This window comes from Streptomyces sp. NPDC021012 (genome assembly GCF_044333355.1).
Lineage (GTDB): Bacteria > Actinomycetota > Actinomycetes > Streptomycetales > Streptomycetaceae > Streptomyces.
Genome location: NZ_JBIRQU010000004.1, coordinates 641,415 through 657,576, shown reverse-complemented (window position 1 = coordinate 657,576; position 16,162 = coordinate 641,415). Strand labels below are relative to the sequence as shown.

The window sequence follows — 16,162 nt, the reverse complement described above, 5'->3', positions numbered from 1 at the left end:
CGGGAGGCCCCCTTCACCCGTACGAGTGACTGATCAGCCGCGGTCCGGGACGCAGCGGCCGTCCTCGGTGCGGTACTTCCACTGCGCGCCGTCCCGGACGAGCTCCTTCACCGCGCCGACGAACCGCTCCACGTGCTCGTCCGGCGTACCGGCGCCGAAGCTCACCCGGATGGCGTTGAGGGACCGCTCCCCCGGAGCCGCCTCGGGGGCGCCGCACTCGCCCGGGTCCTGCGGGTCGCTGCCGAGCAGGGTGCGGACCAGCGGGTGGGCGCAGAAGAGGCCGTCGCGGACGCCGATGCCGTACTCGGCGGAGAGCGCGGCGGCGAAGTGGGAGCTGTTCCAGCCCTCCACGACGAAGGAGATGACGCCCACGCGGGGCGCGTCGTCGCCGAAGAGCGAGAGGACGCGCACCTCGGGCACCTCGGCCAGGCCCTCGCGGACCTTGGCGATCAGGTGCCGCTCACGGGCGACGAGGGAGTCGAAGCCGGCCTCGGTGAGCGCCTTGCAGGCGGAGGCGATCGAGTAGACGCCGATGACGTTCGGCGAACCGGCTTCATGTCGGGCCGACGTGGTGTGCCACTCCACGTCCACACCACCGTCGGCCCGACGGGCTACCTTGCGGGACGCTCCACCGCCCGCGAGGTAGGGCTCGGAATCCTGCAGCCAGTCGGCGCGGCCGGCGAGCACGCCGGAGCCGAAGGGCGCGTACAGCTTGTGCCCGGAGAAGGCGACCCAGTCCACGTCCAACTCCCGTACGGAGACCGGGTGGTGGGGCGCGAGCTGGGCGGCGTCGAGCACGATCCGGGCGCCGTGCGCATGCGCGGCGGCCGCCAGCTCCCGCACCGGCCACAGCTCGCCGGTCACGTTGGAGGCGCCGGTGACGCAGACCAGGGCCGGACCGTAGGGGTCGCGGTCGGCGAGGGCGCGCTCCAGGGTCTCGACGGCCTGCTGCGGGGTGCGCGGCGCGTTGAGGTAGGTGACCCGGGCGTCGCGCCAGGGCAGCAGCGAGGCGTGGTGCTCGGTCTCGAAGACGAAGACCTGGCAGTCCGCCGGGATCACGGCGGCGAGCAGGTTGAGCGAGTCGGTGGTGGAGCGGGTGAAGACCACCTGGTCGTCGGGGCGGCAGTCGAGGAACTCGGCGACGGTGACCCGGCTGTTCTCGAAGAGGTCGGTGGAGAGCTGGGAGAGGTAGCCGGCGCCGCGGTGCACGCTGCCGTAGTACGGGGCGTACGCGGCAACGTCGTCCCAGACCCGCTGGAGGGCCGGCGCGCTGGCCGCGTAGTCGAGCGCCGCGTAGGTCACCTCGCCGCCGGTGACGAGCGGGACGGTGACGTCCCGGCCGAGGACCGGCAGCGGGGCGGCGCAGCAGGGGTCGGCGGACTCGACGGCGGTGGTCTCGACGGTGGTGGCGGTCTCAACGGCGGCGTTCGGGCGTGCGGACATGGCGGTATCTCCCGGCATAAAAGGGGCGCGAAAGGCGTGAAGGGGCCCGTGGGACGGCAGCGCGCGAAGGGCTGCGCCGCATACGGGTGGAGAGGGGAAGAGGGGCCGGAAAGGCCCTAACGCATTCGCTTGCTCACGAGACAACGCTCCCTAGAGGACCAAGGACCCCAGGGTGGTGCGCAGGGGTCCGCGCTTGCCGCAGGCTTCTGCTCGTACGGCCTGGTCTTCACCCGGGGCACCCCGCCACGGACGGAGGGTTGCCGGACAGCCGGCCGGGGCCTTGCAGCTGTCACTCATGACCTGTTCCAGAACTTATGCCAGACGATCACGACGCCGCAACCCCGTCCCGGCATCCGGGACGGGGTCGCAATGCGCCGTTCACATGCCCTCAGGCGTTGCTGGCGGCGATCCAGCGCTCCAGGGACCGGCGGGCCGCGCCGGAGTCGACCGACTCGGCCGCCTTCGCGATGCCCGCGGCCAGCTGCTCCGCCAGGGTGCCCGTGCCGGGCTCCAGGGCGGTGAGCGCCGCCGCCGCGTTGAGCAGCACCGCGTCCCGTACCGGCCCGGTCTCCCCCGCGAGCAGCCGGCGGGCGACGTCGGCGTTGTACGAGGCGTCCTCGCCGCGCAGCGCCTCCAGGGGGACGAGGCCGATGCCGACGTCCCTCGGGTCGAAGCGCTCCTCGGTGACGCCGCCGTCCCTCACCACCCAGACCCGGGAGGTGGAGGTGGTGGTCAGCTCGTCCAGGCCGTCGTCGCCGCGGAAGACGAGGGCGGAGTTGCCGCGCTCGGCGAGGACCCCGGCCACGATCGGCGCCATGCGCGGGTCGGCGACGCCGACCGCCTGGGCCCGCACCTTGGCCGGGTTGGTCAGCGGACCGAGGACGTTGAAGGTCGTCCGGATGCCCAGCTGGCCGCGGGCCGCGGCCACGTGCCGCAGCGAGGGGTGGAACTTGATCGCGAAGCAGAGGGTGATGCCGGCCTCGTCGGCGACCTCGGCGACCCGCTGCGGGGTCAGGTTGAGGTTGACGCCGAGCTTCTCCAGGACGTCGGAGGAGCCGGAGGCGGAGGAGGCGGCGCGGTTGCCGTGCTTGACGACCTTGGCACCGGTCCCGGCGACCACGATCGACGCCATCGTGGAGATGTTCACCGTCTTGGCGCCGTCGCCGCCGGTGCCGACGATGTCGACGGTCTTCCCGGGCACCTCGATGACGTTGGCATGCGCGTACATGGTCCGTACGAGGCCGGCGATCTCCTGCACGGTCTCGCCCTTGGCGCGCAGCGCCACCATGAACCCGGCGATCTGCGCGTCGGTCGCCTCGCCGCTCATGATCAGGTCCATCGCCCAGGCCGTGTCGTCGGCGGTGAGGTCCTGGCCGTCGAGCAGGCCGTTCAGGAGGACGGGCCAGGAGCGGCCCGCCGACGTAGGTCCTCCAGCGGGGGTCGCAGCGCTCATGGCAGCTCCTGTGATGATCACGTGACGGATACGGTTCCACCCTATCGACCTCCGGGGACGGCAAAGAGCCCCGTCCATCGAATGGACGGGGCTCTCGCCGTGGCGACCTACAAGGTCAGGTGTTCAAAGGCGATCAGTGGTGGCCGTGGCCGCTCTGGATCTCCTTGTACTCCTCGACCGTGGGCTTGGCGATCTGGTTGTCGTCGCCGTAGTAGCCCTTGTTGAGCTTGACCCGGAGCTTCTCCATGCGGCCGATCTTGCGCTCGACGCCGTTCTCGTCGACGGCCGGCGGAAGCTCGGCGGCCGCGTACTGCTCGTGCGCCGTGAGGCGGTGCAGCTCGCCCTGGCTGAGCGGCTCGTGGACCTCGACGAACTCACCGTGCGGCAGGCGCTTGATGATGCCCGACTCGCGGCCGTGCAGCACCTTGTCCTTGTCGCGGCGCTGGAGGCCGAGGCAGATCCGCTTGGTGGCGATGAACGCGATGACCGGACCGACGAAGAAGAAGATCCGCACGAACCAGGTGATCGAGTTCAGCGACAGGTGGAAGTGGGTCGCCCAGAGGTCGTTTCCACCACCCACGAGCATGATCATGTACGCGGTGATCCAGGCGACACCGAAGGCGGTGCGCGTCGGAGCGTTGCGCGGGCGCTGCGCGATGTGGTGCTCGCGCTTGTCGCCGGTGATCCAGGACTCGATGAACGGGTAGACCGCGATGGCCGCGAGGACCGCCGGGAAGATCGCCAGCGGGATCATCACGCCGAGGACCAGCGTGTGGCCCCACAGGTTGATCTCCCAACCCGGCATGACACGGATCAGACCCTCGGCGAAGCCCATGTACCAGTCGGGCTGGGCGCCGGTGGACACCTGGTCCGGGCGGTACGGGCCGATGGCCCAGATCGGGTTGATCGAGGCGATCGCCGCGATGACCGCGATGACACCGAAGACCAGGAAGAAGAAGCCTCCGGCCTTCGCCATGTACACGGGCAGCAGCGGCATGCCGACGACGTTGTCGTTGGTGCGGCCGGGGCCGGCGAAGTGCGTGTGCTTGTGGACGAACACCAGGATGAGGTGGGCGACCACGAGGCCCAGCATGATGCCGGGGAGCAGCAGCACGTGCGCCGAGTAGAACCGGGCGACGAAGTCGCCGCCGGGGAACTCGCCGCCGAACAGGAACATCGACAGGTACGTGCCGAGGACCGGCACGGACAGGATCGCGCCCTGCATGAAGCGGACACCGGTGCCGGAGAGCAGGTCGTCCGGGAGCGAGTAACCGGTGAAGCCGGTGAACATGCCCAGGAAGAACAGCAGGAAGCCGAACAGCCAGTTGATCTCACGCGGCTTGCGGAACGCGCCGGTGAAGAAGACGCGCATCATGTGCACGAACATGCCGGCGAGGAAGATCAGCGCCGCCCAGTGGTGGATCTGCCGGATGAGCAGACCACCGCGCACCTCGAAGGAGATGTGCATGGTCGAGTTGAACGCCTCGGACATCAGCTGTCCCTGGAGCGGGACGTACGGTCCGACGTACTCCACCTCGTTCATCGACGGGTGGAAGAACATCGTCAGGTAGACGCCCGTCAGGATGATGATGAGGAAGCTGTAGAGGCAGACCTCGCCCAGCATGAAGGACCAGTGGTCCGGGAAGATCTTCCGCATGTTGGCCTTGGCCAGCGTGTAGATCCCCAGGCGGCCGTCGGCCCAGTCGGCGACCCGCTCACCGGCGGGCGCCTTCTTCTGCGTGTTGGTCACAGTGCTCATCCGCGCTCCCAGAAGGCAGGACCGACGGGCTCTTCGAAGTCGCCGTGCGCCTCGAGGAAGCCCTTGTCGTTCACGCCGATCCGCAGCTGCGGAAGGGGGTGACCGGCCGGGCCGAAGATGACGCGGGCTCCGTCGGAGAGGTCGAAGGTGGACTGGTGGCACGGGCAGAGGACGTGGTGCGTCTGCTGCTCGTACAGGGAGATCGGGCAGCCCACGTGGGTGCAGATCTTCGAGAACGCGACGATGCCCTCGTGCGACCACTCGAGCTCGCGCTTGTCCTTGATGTCCTCCGGCTGGATCCGGACGATCATCAGGGCGGCCTTGGCGATCTCGGTCTGGAAGTGCTCGTCGTGCTCCGAGAGGCCCTCGGGCATCGCGAAGGTCAGCGAACCGACCGCGACGTCCTCGGGACGCAGCGGCTCGTGCGTGTTCATGTTGATGAGCTGGAGCCCCTTGGTCCACATGGTGGAGCGGAGCTTCTTCTCGGGCAGCGGGCCCATGTCACGCAGCAGGACGATGCCGGACAGCGGAACCATCGCGAGCGCTCCGAAGAGCGTGTTGCGGATCAGCTTGCGGCGGCCGAAGCCGGACTCGGCGGCACCGGCCGCGAAGTCCGCCATGACCTTCGCCTTGACCTCGGGGGTCGCCGCCATCGGGTGACGCTCGTCGGCGACCTCGACGTCGGACATCAGGGTGCGGGCCCAGTGGACCGCGCCCGCGCCGATGAAGAAGAGGGCGGCACCGAGGGTCAGACCCAGGGCGAAGTTGAGCGCGGACACGTGGCCGAAGGGCCAGATGTACACGATCTTGTCGACCGGGAAGATCACGTACGAGGCGATGAAGCCGATGGTGGCCAGCATCGACAGCGTGAACATGAAGGCGACCGCACGCTCGGACCGGCGGGCGGCCCGCTCGTCGATGTCCTGGATGCGGGGCTTGTGGGGCGGGAGGCCCGGGTCGGCGAACGGGTCGTCGGCGACCGTCACCGCGCCGTGCGCGGTGTCCTGCCCTGCCGGCAGGGTCTCTTCTGGAATCTCTTGGCTACTCATGACTTCTTGGCCTTAGCGGTGTGGGCCGCGACCCAGATGGCAACTGCGATCAGCGCACCCAGACCGAAGATCCAGGCGAACAGGCCCTCGCTGACGGGGCCGAGGCCACCGAGCTTGAGGCCACCCGGGCTGGCGGACTTGTCGCCGTTGACGGCCTGGACGTACGCGATGATGTCCTTCTTCTCCTTCTCCGGCATGGTCGTGTCCGGGAAGGAGGGCATGTTCTGCGGGCCGGTCTGCATGGCCTCGTAGAGGTGCTTCGGGTCCACGCCCTCAAGGCTCGGGGCGTACTTGCCGTAGGTCAGCGCGCCACCCTCACCGGTGAAGTTGTGGCACTGGGCACAGTTGGTGCGGAACAGCTCGCCACCCTTGGCGATGTCGGCACCGTCAGGGCTGTACTGCCCCTCGGTCGGCGCGATCGGGCCGGCGCCGAGGGAGGCCACGTACGCCGCGAGCTGGTCGATCTCGGCCTGCGAGTAGATGACCTTCTTGCGCGGGACCTGGGCGCCCGGCTGCTGGGCCGGCATACGGCCGGTGCCGACCTGGAAGTCGACCGCGGCCGAACCGACGCCCACGAGGGACGGGCCGTCAGTGGTGCCCTGACCGCCGGTTCCGTGGCAGCTGGCGCAGCCGACGGAGTAGAGCTTCTTGCCCTCCTCGATGGCGAGGGACTGGGCGGTTTCATCGGCCTTCGCCGTGCCCGCGGGCGCGAACGCGGCGTACAGCCCCCCCGTGGCCGCCAGCGCGAGAAGTAGGACGACGACCGCCGCCAGCGGATGGCGTCGTCGTGCGGAGAGCTTTTTCACGGATTACCCCGGTGTCAGGATCTTCTGCGTCGATGCTTGCTGGATGTCTCGGTCCGCCGTGGAGGCGGAACCGATTACTTGATCATGTAGATCGTGGCGAAGAGGCCGATCCAGACGACATCGACGAAGTGCCAGTAGTAGGACACGACGATGGCGGCGGTTGCCTGCTCGTGGGTGAACCTCTTGGCGGCGTAGGTCCGGCCGAGGACCAGCAGGAAGGCGATGAGACCGCCCGTCACGTGCAGTCCGTGGAAGCCGGTGGTCAGGTAGAACACCGTGCCGTACGGGTCCGAGGACAGCGAGAGGCCGTCCTTCTTGACCAGCTCGGTGTACTCGAAGACCTGGCCGCCGATGAAGATCGCACCCATCACGAACGTGATGATGAACCACGTCCGGAGCTTCTTCACATCGCCCCGCTCGGCGGCGAAGACGCCGAGCTGGCAGGTGAGGGAGGAGAGCACCAGGATCGTGGTGTTGGTCGCCGAGAAGGGGAAGTTCAAGGCCGAGGCCTTTTCCGCCCAGAACTCGGGACCCGTCACCGATCGCAGGGTGAAGTACATCGCGAAGAGGGCCGCGAAGAACATCAGCTCGGAGCTCAACCAGATGATGGTTCCGACGCTGGTGAGGTTCGGTCGATTGACCGACGGGTGCGCGTGCCCTGTTTCTACTGTCGTTACTGTCGCCACGACCGACATTATGTCGGTCGCTTATCCCGCCCTCACTCCGGGGGGTGCCGTTCGGAGTGTCAGGGGGCCGTGTCCAGCCCGAACGGCCCAGTGCGAGGGCCCCGGAGCGCCGTTCGAACAGGTGCTGAACGGGTGTTGACGGGGTGTGGACCGGAGTAGCATCCGGCGCATCGATCGACGACCTTCCCACGGACTTCCCCACGGAGGAACGATGCAGTCGAGTGCCACGGTCCTGGTCTACAGCGACGACGCCAACACCCGCGCGCAGGTGCGGCTCGCGGCCGGACGCAGGCCCGCGGCCGACGTTCCCCCGGTCGAGTTCGTGGAGTGCGCGACGCTGCCGGCGGTCCTGAAGCGCCTGGACGAGGGCGGGATCGACGTGTGCGTGCTCGACGGCGAGGCGGTGCCCGCCGGAGGCATGGGGGTGTGCCGGCAGATCAAGGACGAGGTCTTCCGGTGCCCGCCGGTGCTGCTCCTCATCGGACGCCCGCAGGACGCCTGGCTGGCCACCTGGAGCCGCGCGGACGCCGCGGTCACCCTTCCGGTGGAACCGGTCGAGTTCGCGGCCTCCCTGGCCGCCCTGCTGCGCTCACGCCTGTCGATCGACGCCTGAGCCGCCCCGGCCCCGCGCGGAGGGGCCTGTCCGACGGACAGGCCCCTCCGGCGTCGGCCCCCCCCGGGGTCAGATCGAGGGCCTCAGACGGGCCTTCTCGTCGGGGGTCACCGGGCTTCCGGCGGTCTCCACCAGGGCGCTGCCCGTGCGCCACTTGTCCCACGGCATGTTCCAGTCGCCGTAGCCGTTGCCGAAGGTGTCCATCGCCTCGCCGGCGCTGTTGACGACCCGGACCACGTCTCCGGGGCGGACGGTCTCGTAGAACCAGGCCGCGTTCCCCGTCGACATGCCGACACAGCCGTGGCTGACGTTCTCGACGCCCTGCGAGTCGACGGACCAGGGCGCCGCGTGCACGTACTCGCCGCTCCAGGTCACCCGGGTGGCGTAGTACACGGGCAGGTCGTACGAGTCGGAGCTGCCCTCCGAGATGCCGATGCTGGTGCCCCGCATCCGCACGTAGTACTCCTTGCCGAGCACCACCTTGATGCCGTTGCGGGTGGAGAAGCCGGGCTTGCCGGTGGTCACCGGAATGGTGTTGATCACTTCTCCGTTGCGCTTCACGGTCATGTAGTGCGACTCGGCGTCCGCGACGGCCTCGATCCGGTCGCCGATGGTGAGCTTCAGCGGCTTGGAGGCGCCGCCGTAGAGCTTGTCGCCGACCTTGAGGCCGTCCAGGTTGCCGGTGGCCGTGACGATCGCCCCGGCCGGCCAGTACTCCTTCGGACGGAAGTGCAGCTTCTTGTCGTCCACCCAGTACCAGGAGCCCTCGACGGCGGGCGTGGAGCGGACCTTGAGGGCCCGTTCGACGACCGCGCGGGCCGCCCGGTCCTTGACGGGGAGGCTGAGCTCCGCCGTGATGGGCTGTCCGACGCCGTACGTGCCCGCCTCCGGCCCGAAGGTCACGGTGAGGGCCCGTTTGGCCGGAGCCGTCTCGAAAGTGAACGTACGGGCGCCTGGAGCGCCGTCCTCGTCCTCGGTGGCCACCCGGACCGTGTAGCGGGCGCCGGCCGCGAGGGCGGCCGTGGAGCGCCAGCGCTGTCCGTCCGCGGTGAGTTCGCCGGCCAGGTGGTGCCCGGAGGAGTCGGTGGCGGTGACGTCGGTGATCCGGCCGTCGTCGCCCTTGGTGGTGATCTCCAGGGGCTTCTCGGGGTCCGCCTTGGCGCCGTCGGCGGGGGCGCTGACCGCGAGCTGGTCCGCCGCGTCGTAGGCCTTCTCCGACAGCGGGTGGCCGTCGGAGCCCGCGCACGAGGTGGCGCCGGCGGTGACGGTGACGGCCAGAAGGGTGCAGCTCAGAACAGTCCGAATGCGCGGCGTGTCGTTCATGACCTCACGCTAAGTACGTTCCTCGCGACCGGCGCGCCGAGTGCTGCAAAAGAGGGGCCCGGACACTTCGTTGACGAAGTGTCCGGGCCCCTCGGGTGCTCCGGTGCGGAGCGGGGTACCGCTACTGGTTCTGGTTCTCGCCGCGGTAGAACTCGAAGACCCAGCCGAACAGGCCGACGAGGATCAGCGGGGCGGAGAAGTACAGGATCCACCAGCCCATCGCGATGGCGAGGAAGGCGAGCGCGCCACCGACGGCCAGCGAGAGCGGCTGCCAGCTGTGCGGGGCGAAGAAGCCCACTTCACCGGCCTCGTCCGCGACGTCGGCCTCCTTGTCGTCCTGCGCCATCGCGTCGACACGCTTGGCCGTGAAGGCCAGGTAGTAGCCGATCATGATGGCCAGGCCGAAGGCCAGGAAGAGCGCCGTCGTACCGACCGGCTCCTTGGACCAGACGCCGTACAGGATCGCCATGGCAAGGATGAAGACGCTCAGCCAGATGAACATCTTGCCCTGGATCTTCACTTGCCGGCCTCCTTGCTGCCCGTGAGGGCCGCGGCCTCGTGCGGCTTGTTCTCGAGCTGGTCGAGAGCGGCGATCTCAGGGTGGTGCAGGTCGAACGCCGGGGATTCCGAACGGATCCGCGGCAGGGTGAGGAAGTTGTGCCGCGGCGGCGGGCAGGAGGTCGCCCACTCGAGCGAACGGCCGTAGCCCCACGGGTCGTCGACCTCGATCTTCTTGCCGTACTTGGCGGTCTTCCACACGTTGTAGAAGAACGGCAGGATCGACAGACCGAGCAGGAAGGACGAGATCGTCGAGATCGTGTTCAGCGTGGTGAAGCCGTCGGCGTCGAGGTAGTCCGCGTAACGACGCGGCATGCCCTCGGCACCGAGCCAGTGCTGCACCAGGAACGTGCCGTGGAAGCCCACGAACAGCGTCCAGAACGTGATCTTGCCGAGGCGCTCGTCGAGCATCTTGCCGGTGAACTTCGGCCACCAGAAGTGGAAGCCGGAGAACATCGCGAAGACGACGGTGCCGAAGATGACGTAGTGGAAGTGCGCCACGACGAAGTACGAGTCGGAGACGTGGAAGTCCATCGGGGGCGAGGCCAGGATGACGCCGGTCAGACCACCGAAGGTGAAGGTGATCAGGAAGCCGACGGCCCAGAGCATCGGGGTCTCGAAGGACAGCGAGCCCTTCCACATCGTTCCGATCCAGTTGAAGAACTTCACGCCGGTCGGTACGGCGATGAGGAACGTCATGAAGGAGAAGAACGGGAGGAGCACGCCACCGGTGACGTACATGTGGTGCGCCCACACGGTCACGGACAGACCGGCGATCGCGATGGTCGCGGCCACCAGACCGATGTAGCCGAACATCGGCTTGCGGCTGAAGACCGGGATGACCTCGGAGATGATGCCGAAGAAGGGCAAGGCGATGATGTACACCTCTGGGTGTCCGAAGAACCAGAAGAGGTGTTGCCAGAGCAGCGCTCCGCCGTTGGCCGCGTCGAAGACGTGGGCACCGAACTTGCGGTCCGCCTCCAGGGCGAACAGCGCGGCCGCCAGGACCGGGAAGGCGAGCAGGACCAGGACACCGGTCAGCAGCACGTTCCAGGTGAAGATCGGCATGCGGAACATCGTCATGCCCGGAGCGCGCATGCAGATGATCGTGGTGATGAAGTTGACCGAACCGAGGATCGTGCCGAAGCCGGAGAAGGCCAGACCCATGATCCACATGTCGGCGCCGACACCCGGCGAGCGGACGGCGTCCGACAGCGGGGAGTAGGCGAACCAGCCGAAGTCGGCCGCACCCTGCGGGGTGAGGAAGCCGGCCACCGCGATGATCGAGCCGAAGAGGTACAGCCAGTAGGCGAACATGTTCAGCCGCGGGAACGCCACGTCGGGCGCGCCGATCTGCAGCGGCATGATCCAGTTCGCGAAACCGGCGAACAGGGGCGTCGCGAACATCAGCAGCATGATCGTGCCGTGCATCGTGAACGCCTGGTTGAACTGCTCGTTCGACATGATCTGCGTACCCGGACGGGCCAGCTCGGCGCGCATGAAGAGCGCCATGAGACCGCCGATGCAGAAGAAGACGAACGACGTGACCAGGTACATCGTACCGATGGTCTTGTGGTCCGTGGTGGTGAGCCACTTGATGACCACGTTGCCGGGCTGCTTGCGCCGTACGGGCAGCTCGTTCTCGTACGAGTCCTCAGCCGCGGCGGCACCCTGGGTTTCGTTGGGGATGCTCACAGTTGGTGCTTCTCCGCATTCCTAGCCGGGTCCGTCTGCGCGATGCCGGACGGGATGTAGCCGGTCTGCCCCTTCTCGGCCAGCTCCTTCAGGTGCGCCTGGTAGCGCTCCGGAGAGACCACCTTGACGTTGAAGAGCATCCGGGAGTGGTCGACACCGCACAGCTCGGCGCACTTGCCGAGGAAGGTGCCCTCACGGGTCGGAGTCACCTCGAAGGAGTTGGTGTGACCCGGAATGACGTCCTGCTTCATGAGGAAGGGGACCACCCAGAACGAGTGGATGACGTCACGGGAGGACAGGACGAACCTGACCTTCTCACCCTTCGGCAGCCACAGGGTCGGGCCCGGGTTGCCGGTCTGCGGGTTCCGGTCGCCGGGGATGCCGGCGTCGTAGACACCGCCCGCGTTCTCCGGGAAGTCCGCGAGGAACTTGTCCGGGAGCGAGGCGAGGTTCTTGTCCGTCTTGGCGTCACCCTTCACACCGGGCACGTTCTCGACGTAGTTGAAGCCCCAGCTCCACTGGTAGCCGACCACGTTGACCGTGTGAGCCGGCTTCGGGGTGAGCTCGAGGAGCTTCGACTCGTCGCGCGCGGTGAAGTAGAAGAGCACCGAGACGATGATGAGCGGAGTGACCGTGTACAGCGCCTCGATGGGCATGTTGTAACGGGTCTGCGGAGGTACCTCGACCTTGGTCCGGCTGCGCCGGTGGAAGATGGTGGCCCAGAGGATCAGGCCCCACACCAGGATGCCCGTGATCAGGGCCGCGGCCCAGGAACCCTGCCAGAGGGAGAGGATCCGAGGCGCCTCTTCCGTGACGGGGGTGGGCATGCCAAGGCGGGGGAAGTCTTCCCAGTTGTACGAGCAGCCCGTGGCTGTCGCCAGGATCAGGCCCGCAGTCAGCACCTGCGGCAGCTTCCGCCGCATCGGGCGCCGCGACGAGCGGTCGGAGCCGTTGGGACTCACGTAGCGCCTTCCCGAGAGTCTCGGCCCGCAGTGGTCGGCCACGGCCGTCCGTCTCGCTGGTCGGTCGCCGCCCCGGCCGCGGGCAGGGGTTTGGATGTTTATGCGGACCAAACCCTACTGGACGCTATTTGGGGTCGCGCGGGGAGGGTGCCCAACGCGCCGTCCGAGTCCCCGAAGGGGTGGACTCCGGTGTTCCGGAGGGGGGTACGACACCCCCGTTCGGCCGCCTGCCGGCGCGCCGCCACCCACTTCTGACGAGGCCTCATCGCACACTGGGGCCCCGGGCGACGAGGGCCCGCCGCCAGGCGCCGGGAGCCCGGGGGCGCGAGGACTTCGCCGCGCGCCGAGGGTCCTGGGCCGCGAGGCTTCGGCCGCGCGCCGGGAGCCCCGGGGCGCGAGGTCGCGTCACGTACGGGGCCCCCTGGGCCGCGAGGGCCCGTCAAGCGCGGGGATCCCCCGGCCGCGAGGCCTCTGCCGCGCGCCGAGGGCCCGGGCCATGGGGCTCTGTCTCGTGCCGGGAGCCCCGGGCCATGGGGCTCTGTCTCGTGCCGGGAGCCCCGGACCGTGAGGCTCCGTCTCGTGCCGGGAGCCCCGGACCGTGAGGCTCCGTCTCGTGCCGGGAGCCCCGGGCCATGGGGCTCCGTCTCGTGCCGGGAGCCCCGGACCGTGAGGCTCCGTCTCGTGCCGGGAGCCCCGGACCGTGAGGCTCCGTCTCGTGCCGGGAGCCCCGGACCGTGAGGCTCCGTCGCATGCCGGGAGCCCCGGACCGTGAGGCTCCGTCGCATGCCGAGGGTCCGGGCCGTGAGGCTTCGATGTATGCCGAGGGGCCTGGGCCGCGGGGTTTCGGTGCGGGGCGGGAGTCCCGGGGCCGTGGTGGGGGTGTTCTCGTTCTACGGTGGGCGGATGCCGTACTTCGATGCCGCGTCCGCCGCCCCGCTGCACCCCGTCGCCCGCCAGGCGCTGCTGGCCTCCCTGGACGAGGGGTGGGCCGATCCGGCCCGGCTCTACCGGGAGGGGCGGCGGGCCCGGCTGCTGCTGGACGCGGCCCGGGAGGCGGCCGCGGAGGCCGTGGGGTGCCGGCCGGACGAGCTCGTGTTCACTCCTTCGGGGACGCGCGCGGTTCACGCCGGGGTCTCCGGCGCGCTCGCGGGGCGCCGACGCGTCGGGAACCGGCTCGTGGTCTCGGCGGTCGAGCACTCCTCCGTCCTGCATGCCGGCGAGACCCACGCGGCGGCGGGCGGCACGGTGACGGAGGTGCCGGTGGACCGCTCGGGCGCGGTGGACGCGTCCGCCTTCGCGGCGGCGCTCGGCTCCGGCACGGCCCTGGCCTGCCTCCAGTCGGCCAACCACGAGGTGGGGACGGAGCAGCCGGTGGCCGAGGTCGCCGAGGCCTGCCGGGCGGCGGAGGTGCCGCTCCTCGTGGACGCGGCGCAGTCGCTGGGCTGGGGACCGGTCCCGGCGGGCTGGTCGCTGCTCACGGCGAGCGCGCACAAGTGGGGCGGGCCGGCGGGCGTCGGCCTCCTCGCGGTGCGCAAGGGTGTCCGGTTCGCCCCCCAAGGTCCCTCGGACGAACGGGAGTCGGGGCGGGCGCCCGGCTTCGAGAACCTGCCGGCGATCGTGGCGGCGGCGGCCTCGCTGCGGGCGGTCCGGGCGGAGGCGGCGGCCGAGGGGGCGCGGCTGCGGGCCCTGGTGGACCGGATCCGGGCCCGGGTGCCGGAGCTGGTGCCGGACGTGGAGGTGGTGGGCGACCCGGTGCGCCGGCTCCCGCACCTCGTCACCTTCTCCTGCCTGTACGTCGACGGGGAGACGCTGCTGTCGGAGCTGGACCGGGAGGGTTTCTCCGTTTCGTCCGGTTCGTCGTGCACGAGTTCGACGCTGACGCCCAGCCATGTGCTGCGCGCGATGGGCGTACTGAGCGAGGGCAACGTCCGCGTGTCCCTCCCCGGCGGGACCTCGGCGGAGGACGTCGACCGCTTCCTCGCGGTCCTTCCGGGGGTGGTGGCGGCGGTACGGGAGCGGCTGGGCGCCCCCGTCTCCGCACCGTCCTCCCCCGCGCCCTCGGACTCGCTCGTCGTCGACTCCCTCGGCAAGCGCTGCCCCATCCCCGTGATCGAGCTCGCGAAGGTCATCGGCGACGTGCCGGTGGGCGGGACCGTGACGGTCCTGTCGGACGACGAGGCGGCGCGGCTGGACATTCCGGCGTGGTGCGAGATGCGGGGGCAGGAGTACGTGGGGGAGTCGCCTTCGGCGGGGGGTGGGGTGGCGTACGTGGTCCGCCGGGTGTCGTAGCACGCCGCGCCCGTGCGGGGCCCGCGCCCCGCTGCCCGTGCGGGCCCGCGCCCGGCGGGACGGTGCCCCCTCCCGGGGCTTCACCCACGCCCCCGTGTGGGGCCCGCGCCCGCCTGGGGCTTCGCCCCCGCCCGTGTGGGCAATCGTCCCGCTGGGGCGAAGGGGGTCCCCCCTGCTCGAGCGAAGCCGAGAGCTTGGGGGAGGGTGGGCACACGGGACGGCGCGCTTAGCGGCGCCTCCGCGTTCCGGGCCTGAACCCGCACCCCATGTGCGCTGTGCACGGGGTGCGGGTCAGGGCGCGTAAGCCTCTGGCGCCGGCAGCGCGCGGGTCCGTTGTGCCCACCCGTTCCGCCCCAGCGGAACGACTGCCCACAACGGCGGCGGGCGGCGGCGGGACGCGGGACCGTTGAGGGTGGGCACCGTCCCGGCGGAACGATTGCCCACAACGGGGGCTGGCAGGGGCACCGCCCGGCGGGCGGGCGGTGGGTCAGAGCAGGTGGGTGTGGACCTCGGTGGCGGCTTCTTCGCCGTAGGCCTTGGTGAAGCGCTCCATGAAGTTGGCGCGCCGCAGCGTGTACTCCTGGGTGCCCAGCGTCTCGATGACCAGCGTGGCCAGCATGCAGCCCACCTGCGCGGCCCGCTCCAGGCTCACGCCCCAGGACAGGCCCGTGAGGAAGCCCGCGCGGAAGGCGTCGCCGACGCCCGTGGGGTCGACCTTGGCGGTCTCCTCGGGGCAGCCGACCTCAATGGGGGTCTCGCCGACCCGCTCGATGTGCACGCCGCGCGAGCCGAGCGTGGTGACGCGGTGGCCGACGCGGGAGAGGATCTCCGCCTCGGTCCAGCCGGTCTTGGACTCGATGAGGCCCTTCTCGTACTCGTTCGAGAAGAGGTACGTGGCGCCGTCGAGGAGCGTGCGGATCTCCTCCCCGTCCATGCGCGCGATCTGCTGCGAGAAGTCGGCGGCGAAGGGGATGGAGCGGGTGCGGCACTCCTCCGTGTGGCGGAGCATCGCCTCGGGGTCGTCGGCGCCGATGAGGACGAGGTCGAGGCCGCCCACGCGGTCGGCGACGGCCTTGAGCTCGATCAGCCGGGCCTCGCTCATGGCGCCCGTGTAGAAGGAGCCGATCTGGTTGTGGTCCTTGTCGGTGGTGCACACGAAGCGCGCGGTGTGCAGGACCTCGGAGATGCGCACCGAGGCGGTGTCGACGCCGTGCCGGTCGAGCCAGGCGCGGTACTCGTCGAAGTCGTACCCGGCCGCGCCGACGAGGATCGGGCTGCCACCGAGCTGGCCCATGCCGAAACAGATGTTCGGGGCGACACCGCCCCGGCGGACGTCGAGGTTGTCGACGAGGAAGGAGAGGGACACCGTGTGGAGCTGGTCGGCCACCAGCTGGTCGGCGAACCGGCCGGGGAAGGTCATGAGGTGGTCGGTGGCGATGGAGCCGGTGACTGCGATACGCACGGCGGGGTGCTCCTGCGGAATTCAGTAGGGGCGCGCGAGGCGCTCGAACGAAGGACGACAGTTC

General features: G+C 69.8%; 13 protein-coding genes and 1 riboswitch. Of the genes, 2 read left to right on the top strand and 11 right to left on the bottom strand.

What is annotated here, in order from left to right; translation table 11 throughout:
- Window positions 1-33 precede the first annotated feature (33 nt).
- The 6 genes from ACH4TP_RS17195 to ACH4TP_RS17170 all read right to left on the bottom strand — a co-directional run bounded on the left by ACH4TP_RS17195 (window position 34) and on the right by ACH4TP_RS17170 (window position 7,205).
- Window positions 34-1,443 (bottom strand): aminotransferase class V-fold PLP-dependent enzyme, encoded by a 1,410-nt coding sequence (locus ACH4TP_RS17195; RefSeq protein ID WP_398438429.1) that lies wholly within the window; start codon window positions 1,441-1,443, stop codon window positions 34-36.
- A 184-nt stretch (window positions 1,444-1,627) separates the two neighbouring features.
- Window positions 1,628-1,744, bottom strand: a riboswitch (SAM riboswitch).
- Window positions 1,745-1,831: 87 nt separating this feature from the next.
- Entirely contained in the window at window positions 1,832-2,896 is a 1,065-nt protein-coding gene (trpD, locus tag ACH4TP_RS17190) for an anthranilate phosphoribosyltransferase (RefSeq protein WP_398438427.1), read from the bottom strand.
- Window positions 2,897-3,029: 133 nt separating this feature from the next.
- Window positions 3,030-4,655 (bottom strand): cytochrome bc complex cytochrome b subunit, encoded by a 1,626-nt coding sequence (locus tag ACH4TP_RS17185; protein WP_389224201.1) that lies wholly within the window; start codon window positions 4,653-4,655, stop codon window positions 3,030-3,032.
- Window positions 4,652-5,704, bottom strand: a complete 1,053-nt coding sequence (locus ACH4TP_RS17180; RefSeq protein WP_389224204.1) for a Rieske 2Fe-2S domain-containing protein — start codon at window positions 5,702-5,704, stop codon at window positions 4,652-4,654. The genes ACH4TP_RS17185 and ACH4TP_RS17180 overlap by 4 nt, the downstream gene beginning before the upstream one ends.
- On the bottom strand, window positions 5,701-6,510 hold the full coding sequence (locus ACH4TP_RS17175; protein WP_389224207.1) for a c-type cytochrome: 810 nt from the start codon (window positions 6,508-6,510) through the stop codon (window positions 5,701-5,703). Before ACH4TP_RS17175 ends, ACH4TP_RS17180 begins: the two co-directional genes overlap by 4 nt.
- A gap of 74 nt (window positions 6,511-6,584) precedes the next feature.
- Window positions 6,585-7,205: a heme-copper oxidase subunit III gene (locus ACH4TP_RS17170; protein ID WP_041128837.1), complete on the bottom strand. Its 621-nt coding sequence runs from the start codon at window positions 7,203-7,205 to the stop codon at window positions 6,585-6,587.
- 202 nt (window positions 7,206-7,407) lie between these two features.
- On the opposite strand from ACH4TP_RS17170, the gene ACH4TP_RS17165 reads away from it, so the two are divergent.
- Window positions 7,408-7,809, top strand: coding sequence for a hypothetical protein (locus ACH4TP_RS17165; RefSeq protein ID WP_389224210.1), 402 nt, complete (start codon window positions 7,408-7,410; stop codon window positions 7,807-7,809).
- A gap of 69 nt (window positions 7,810-7,878) precedes the next feature.
- On the opposite strand, the gene ACH4TP_RS17160 is transcribed toward ACH4TP_RS17165, so the two are convergent.
- The 4 genes from ACH4TP_RS17160 to coxB all read right to left on the bottom strand — a co-directional run bounded on the left by ACH4TP_RS17160 (window position 7,879) and on the right by coxB (window position 12,347).
- The gene (locus ACH4TP_RS17160; protein WP_389224213.1) at window positions 7,879-9,132 is read right to left on the bottom strand and encodes an Ig-like domain-containing protein; all 1,254 of its coding nucleotides are present in this window, start codon (window positions 9,130-9,132) and stop codon (window positions 7,879-7,881) included.
- Window positions 9,133-9,253: 121 nt separating this feature from the next.
- Complete coding sequence (locus ACH4TP_RS17155) at window positions 9,254-9,652, bottom strand: cytochrome c oxidase subunit 4 (RefSeq protein ID WP_086822830.1); 399 nt, start codon at window positions 9,650-9,652, stop codon at window positions 9,254-9,256.
- Window positions 9,649-11,385, bottom strand: a complete 1,737-nt coding sequence (ctaD, locus tag ACH4TP_RS17150) for a cytochrome c oxidase subunit I (RefSeq protein ID WP_389224216.1) — start codon at window positions 11,383-11,385, stop codon at window positions 9,649-9,651. The genes ACH4TP_RS17155 and ctaD overlap by 4 nt, the downstream gene beginning before the upstream one ends.
- Window positions 11,382-12,347, bottom strand: a complete 966-nt coding sequence (gene coxB, locus ACH4TP_RS17145; RefSeq protein WP_389224219.1) for a cytochrome c oxidase subunit II — start codon at window positions 12,345-12,347, stop codon at window positions 11,382-11,384. Before coxB ends, ctaD begins: the two co-directional genes overlap by 4 nt.
- Before the next feature lie 903 nt (window positions 12,348-13,250).
- On the opposite strand from coxB, the gene ACH4TP_RS17140 reads away from it, so the two are divergent.
- Complete coding sequence (locus tag ACH4TP_RS17140; protein ID WP_398438424.1) at window positions 13,251-14,636, top strand: cysteine desulfurase/sulfurtransferase TusA family protein; 1,386 nt, start codon at window positions 13,251-13,253, stop codon at window positions 14,634-14,636.
- 487 nt (window positions 14,637-15,123) lie between these two features.
- Here ACH4TP_RS17140 and ACH4TP_RS17135 read toward each other — a convergent pair whose 3' ends face one another.
- Window positions 15,124-16,098 carry a carbohydrate kinase family protein gene (locus ACH4TP_RS17135; protein ID WP_398438422.1) on the bottom strand — a complete coding sequence of 325 codons (975 nt, stop codon included), beginning with the start codon at window positions 16,096-16,098 and terminating at the stop codon, window positions 15,124-15,126.
- Window positions 16,099-16,162 lie beyond the last annotated feature (64 nt).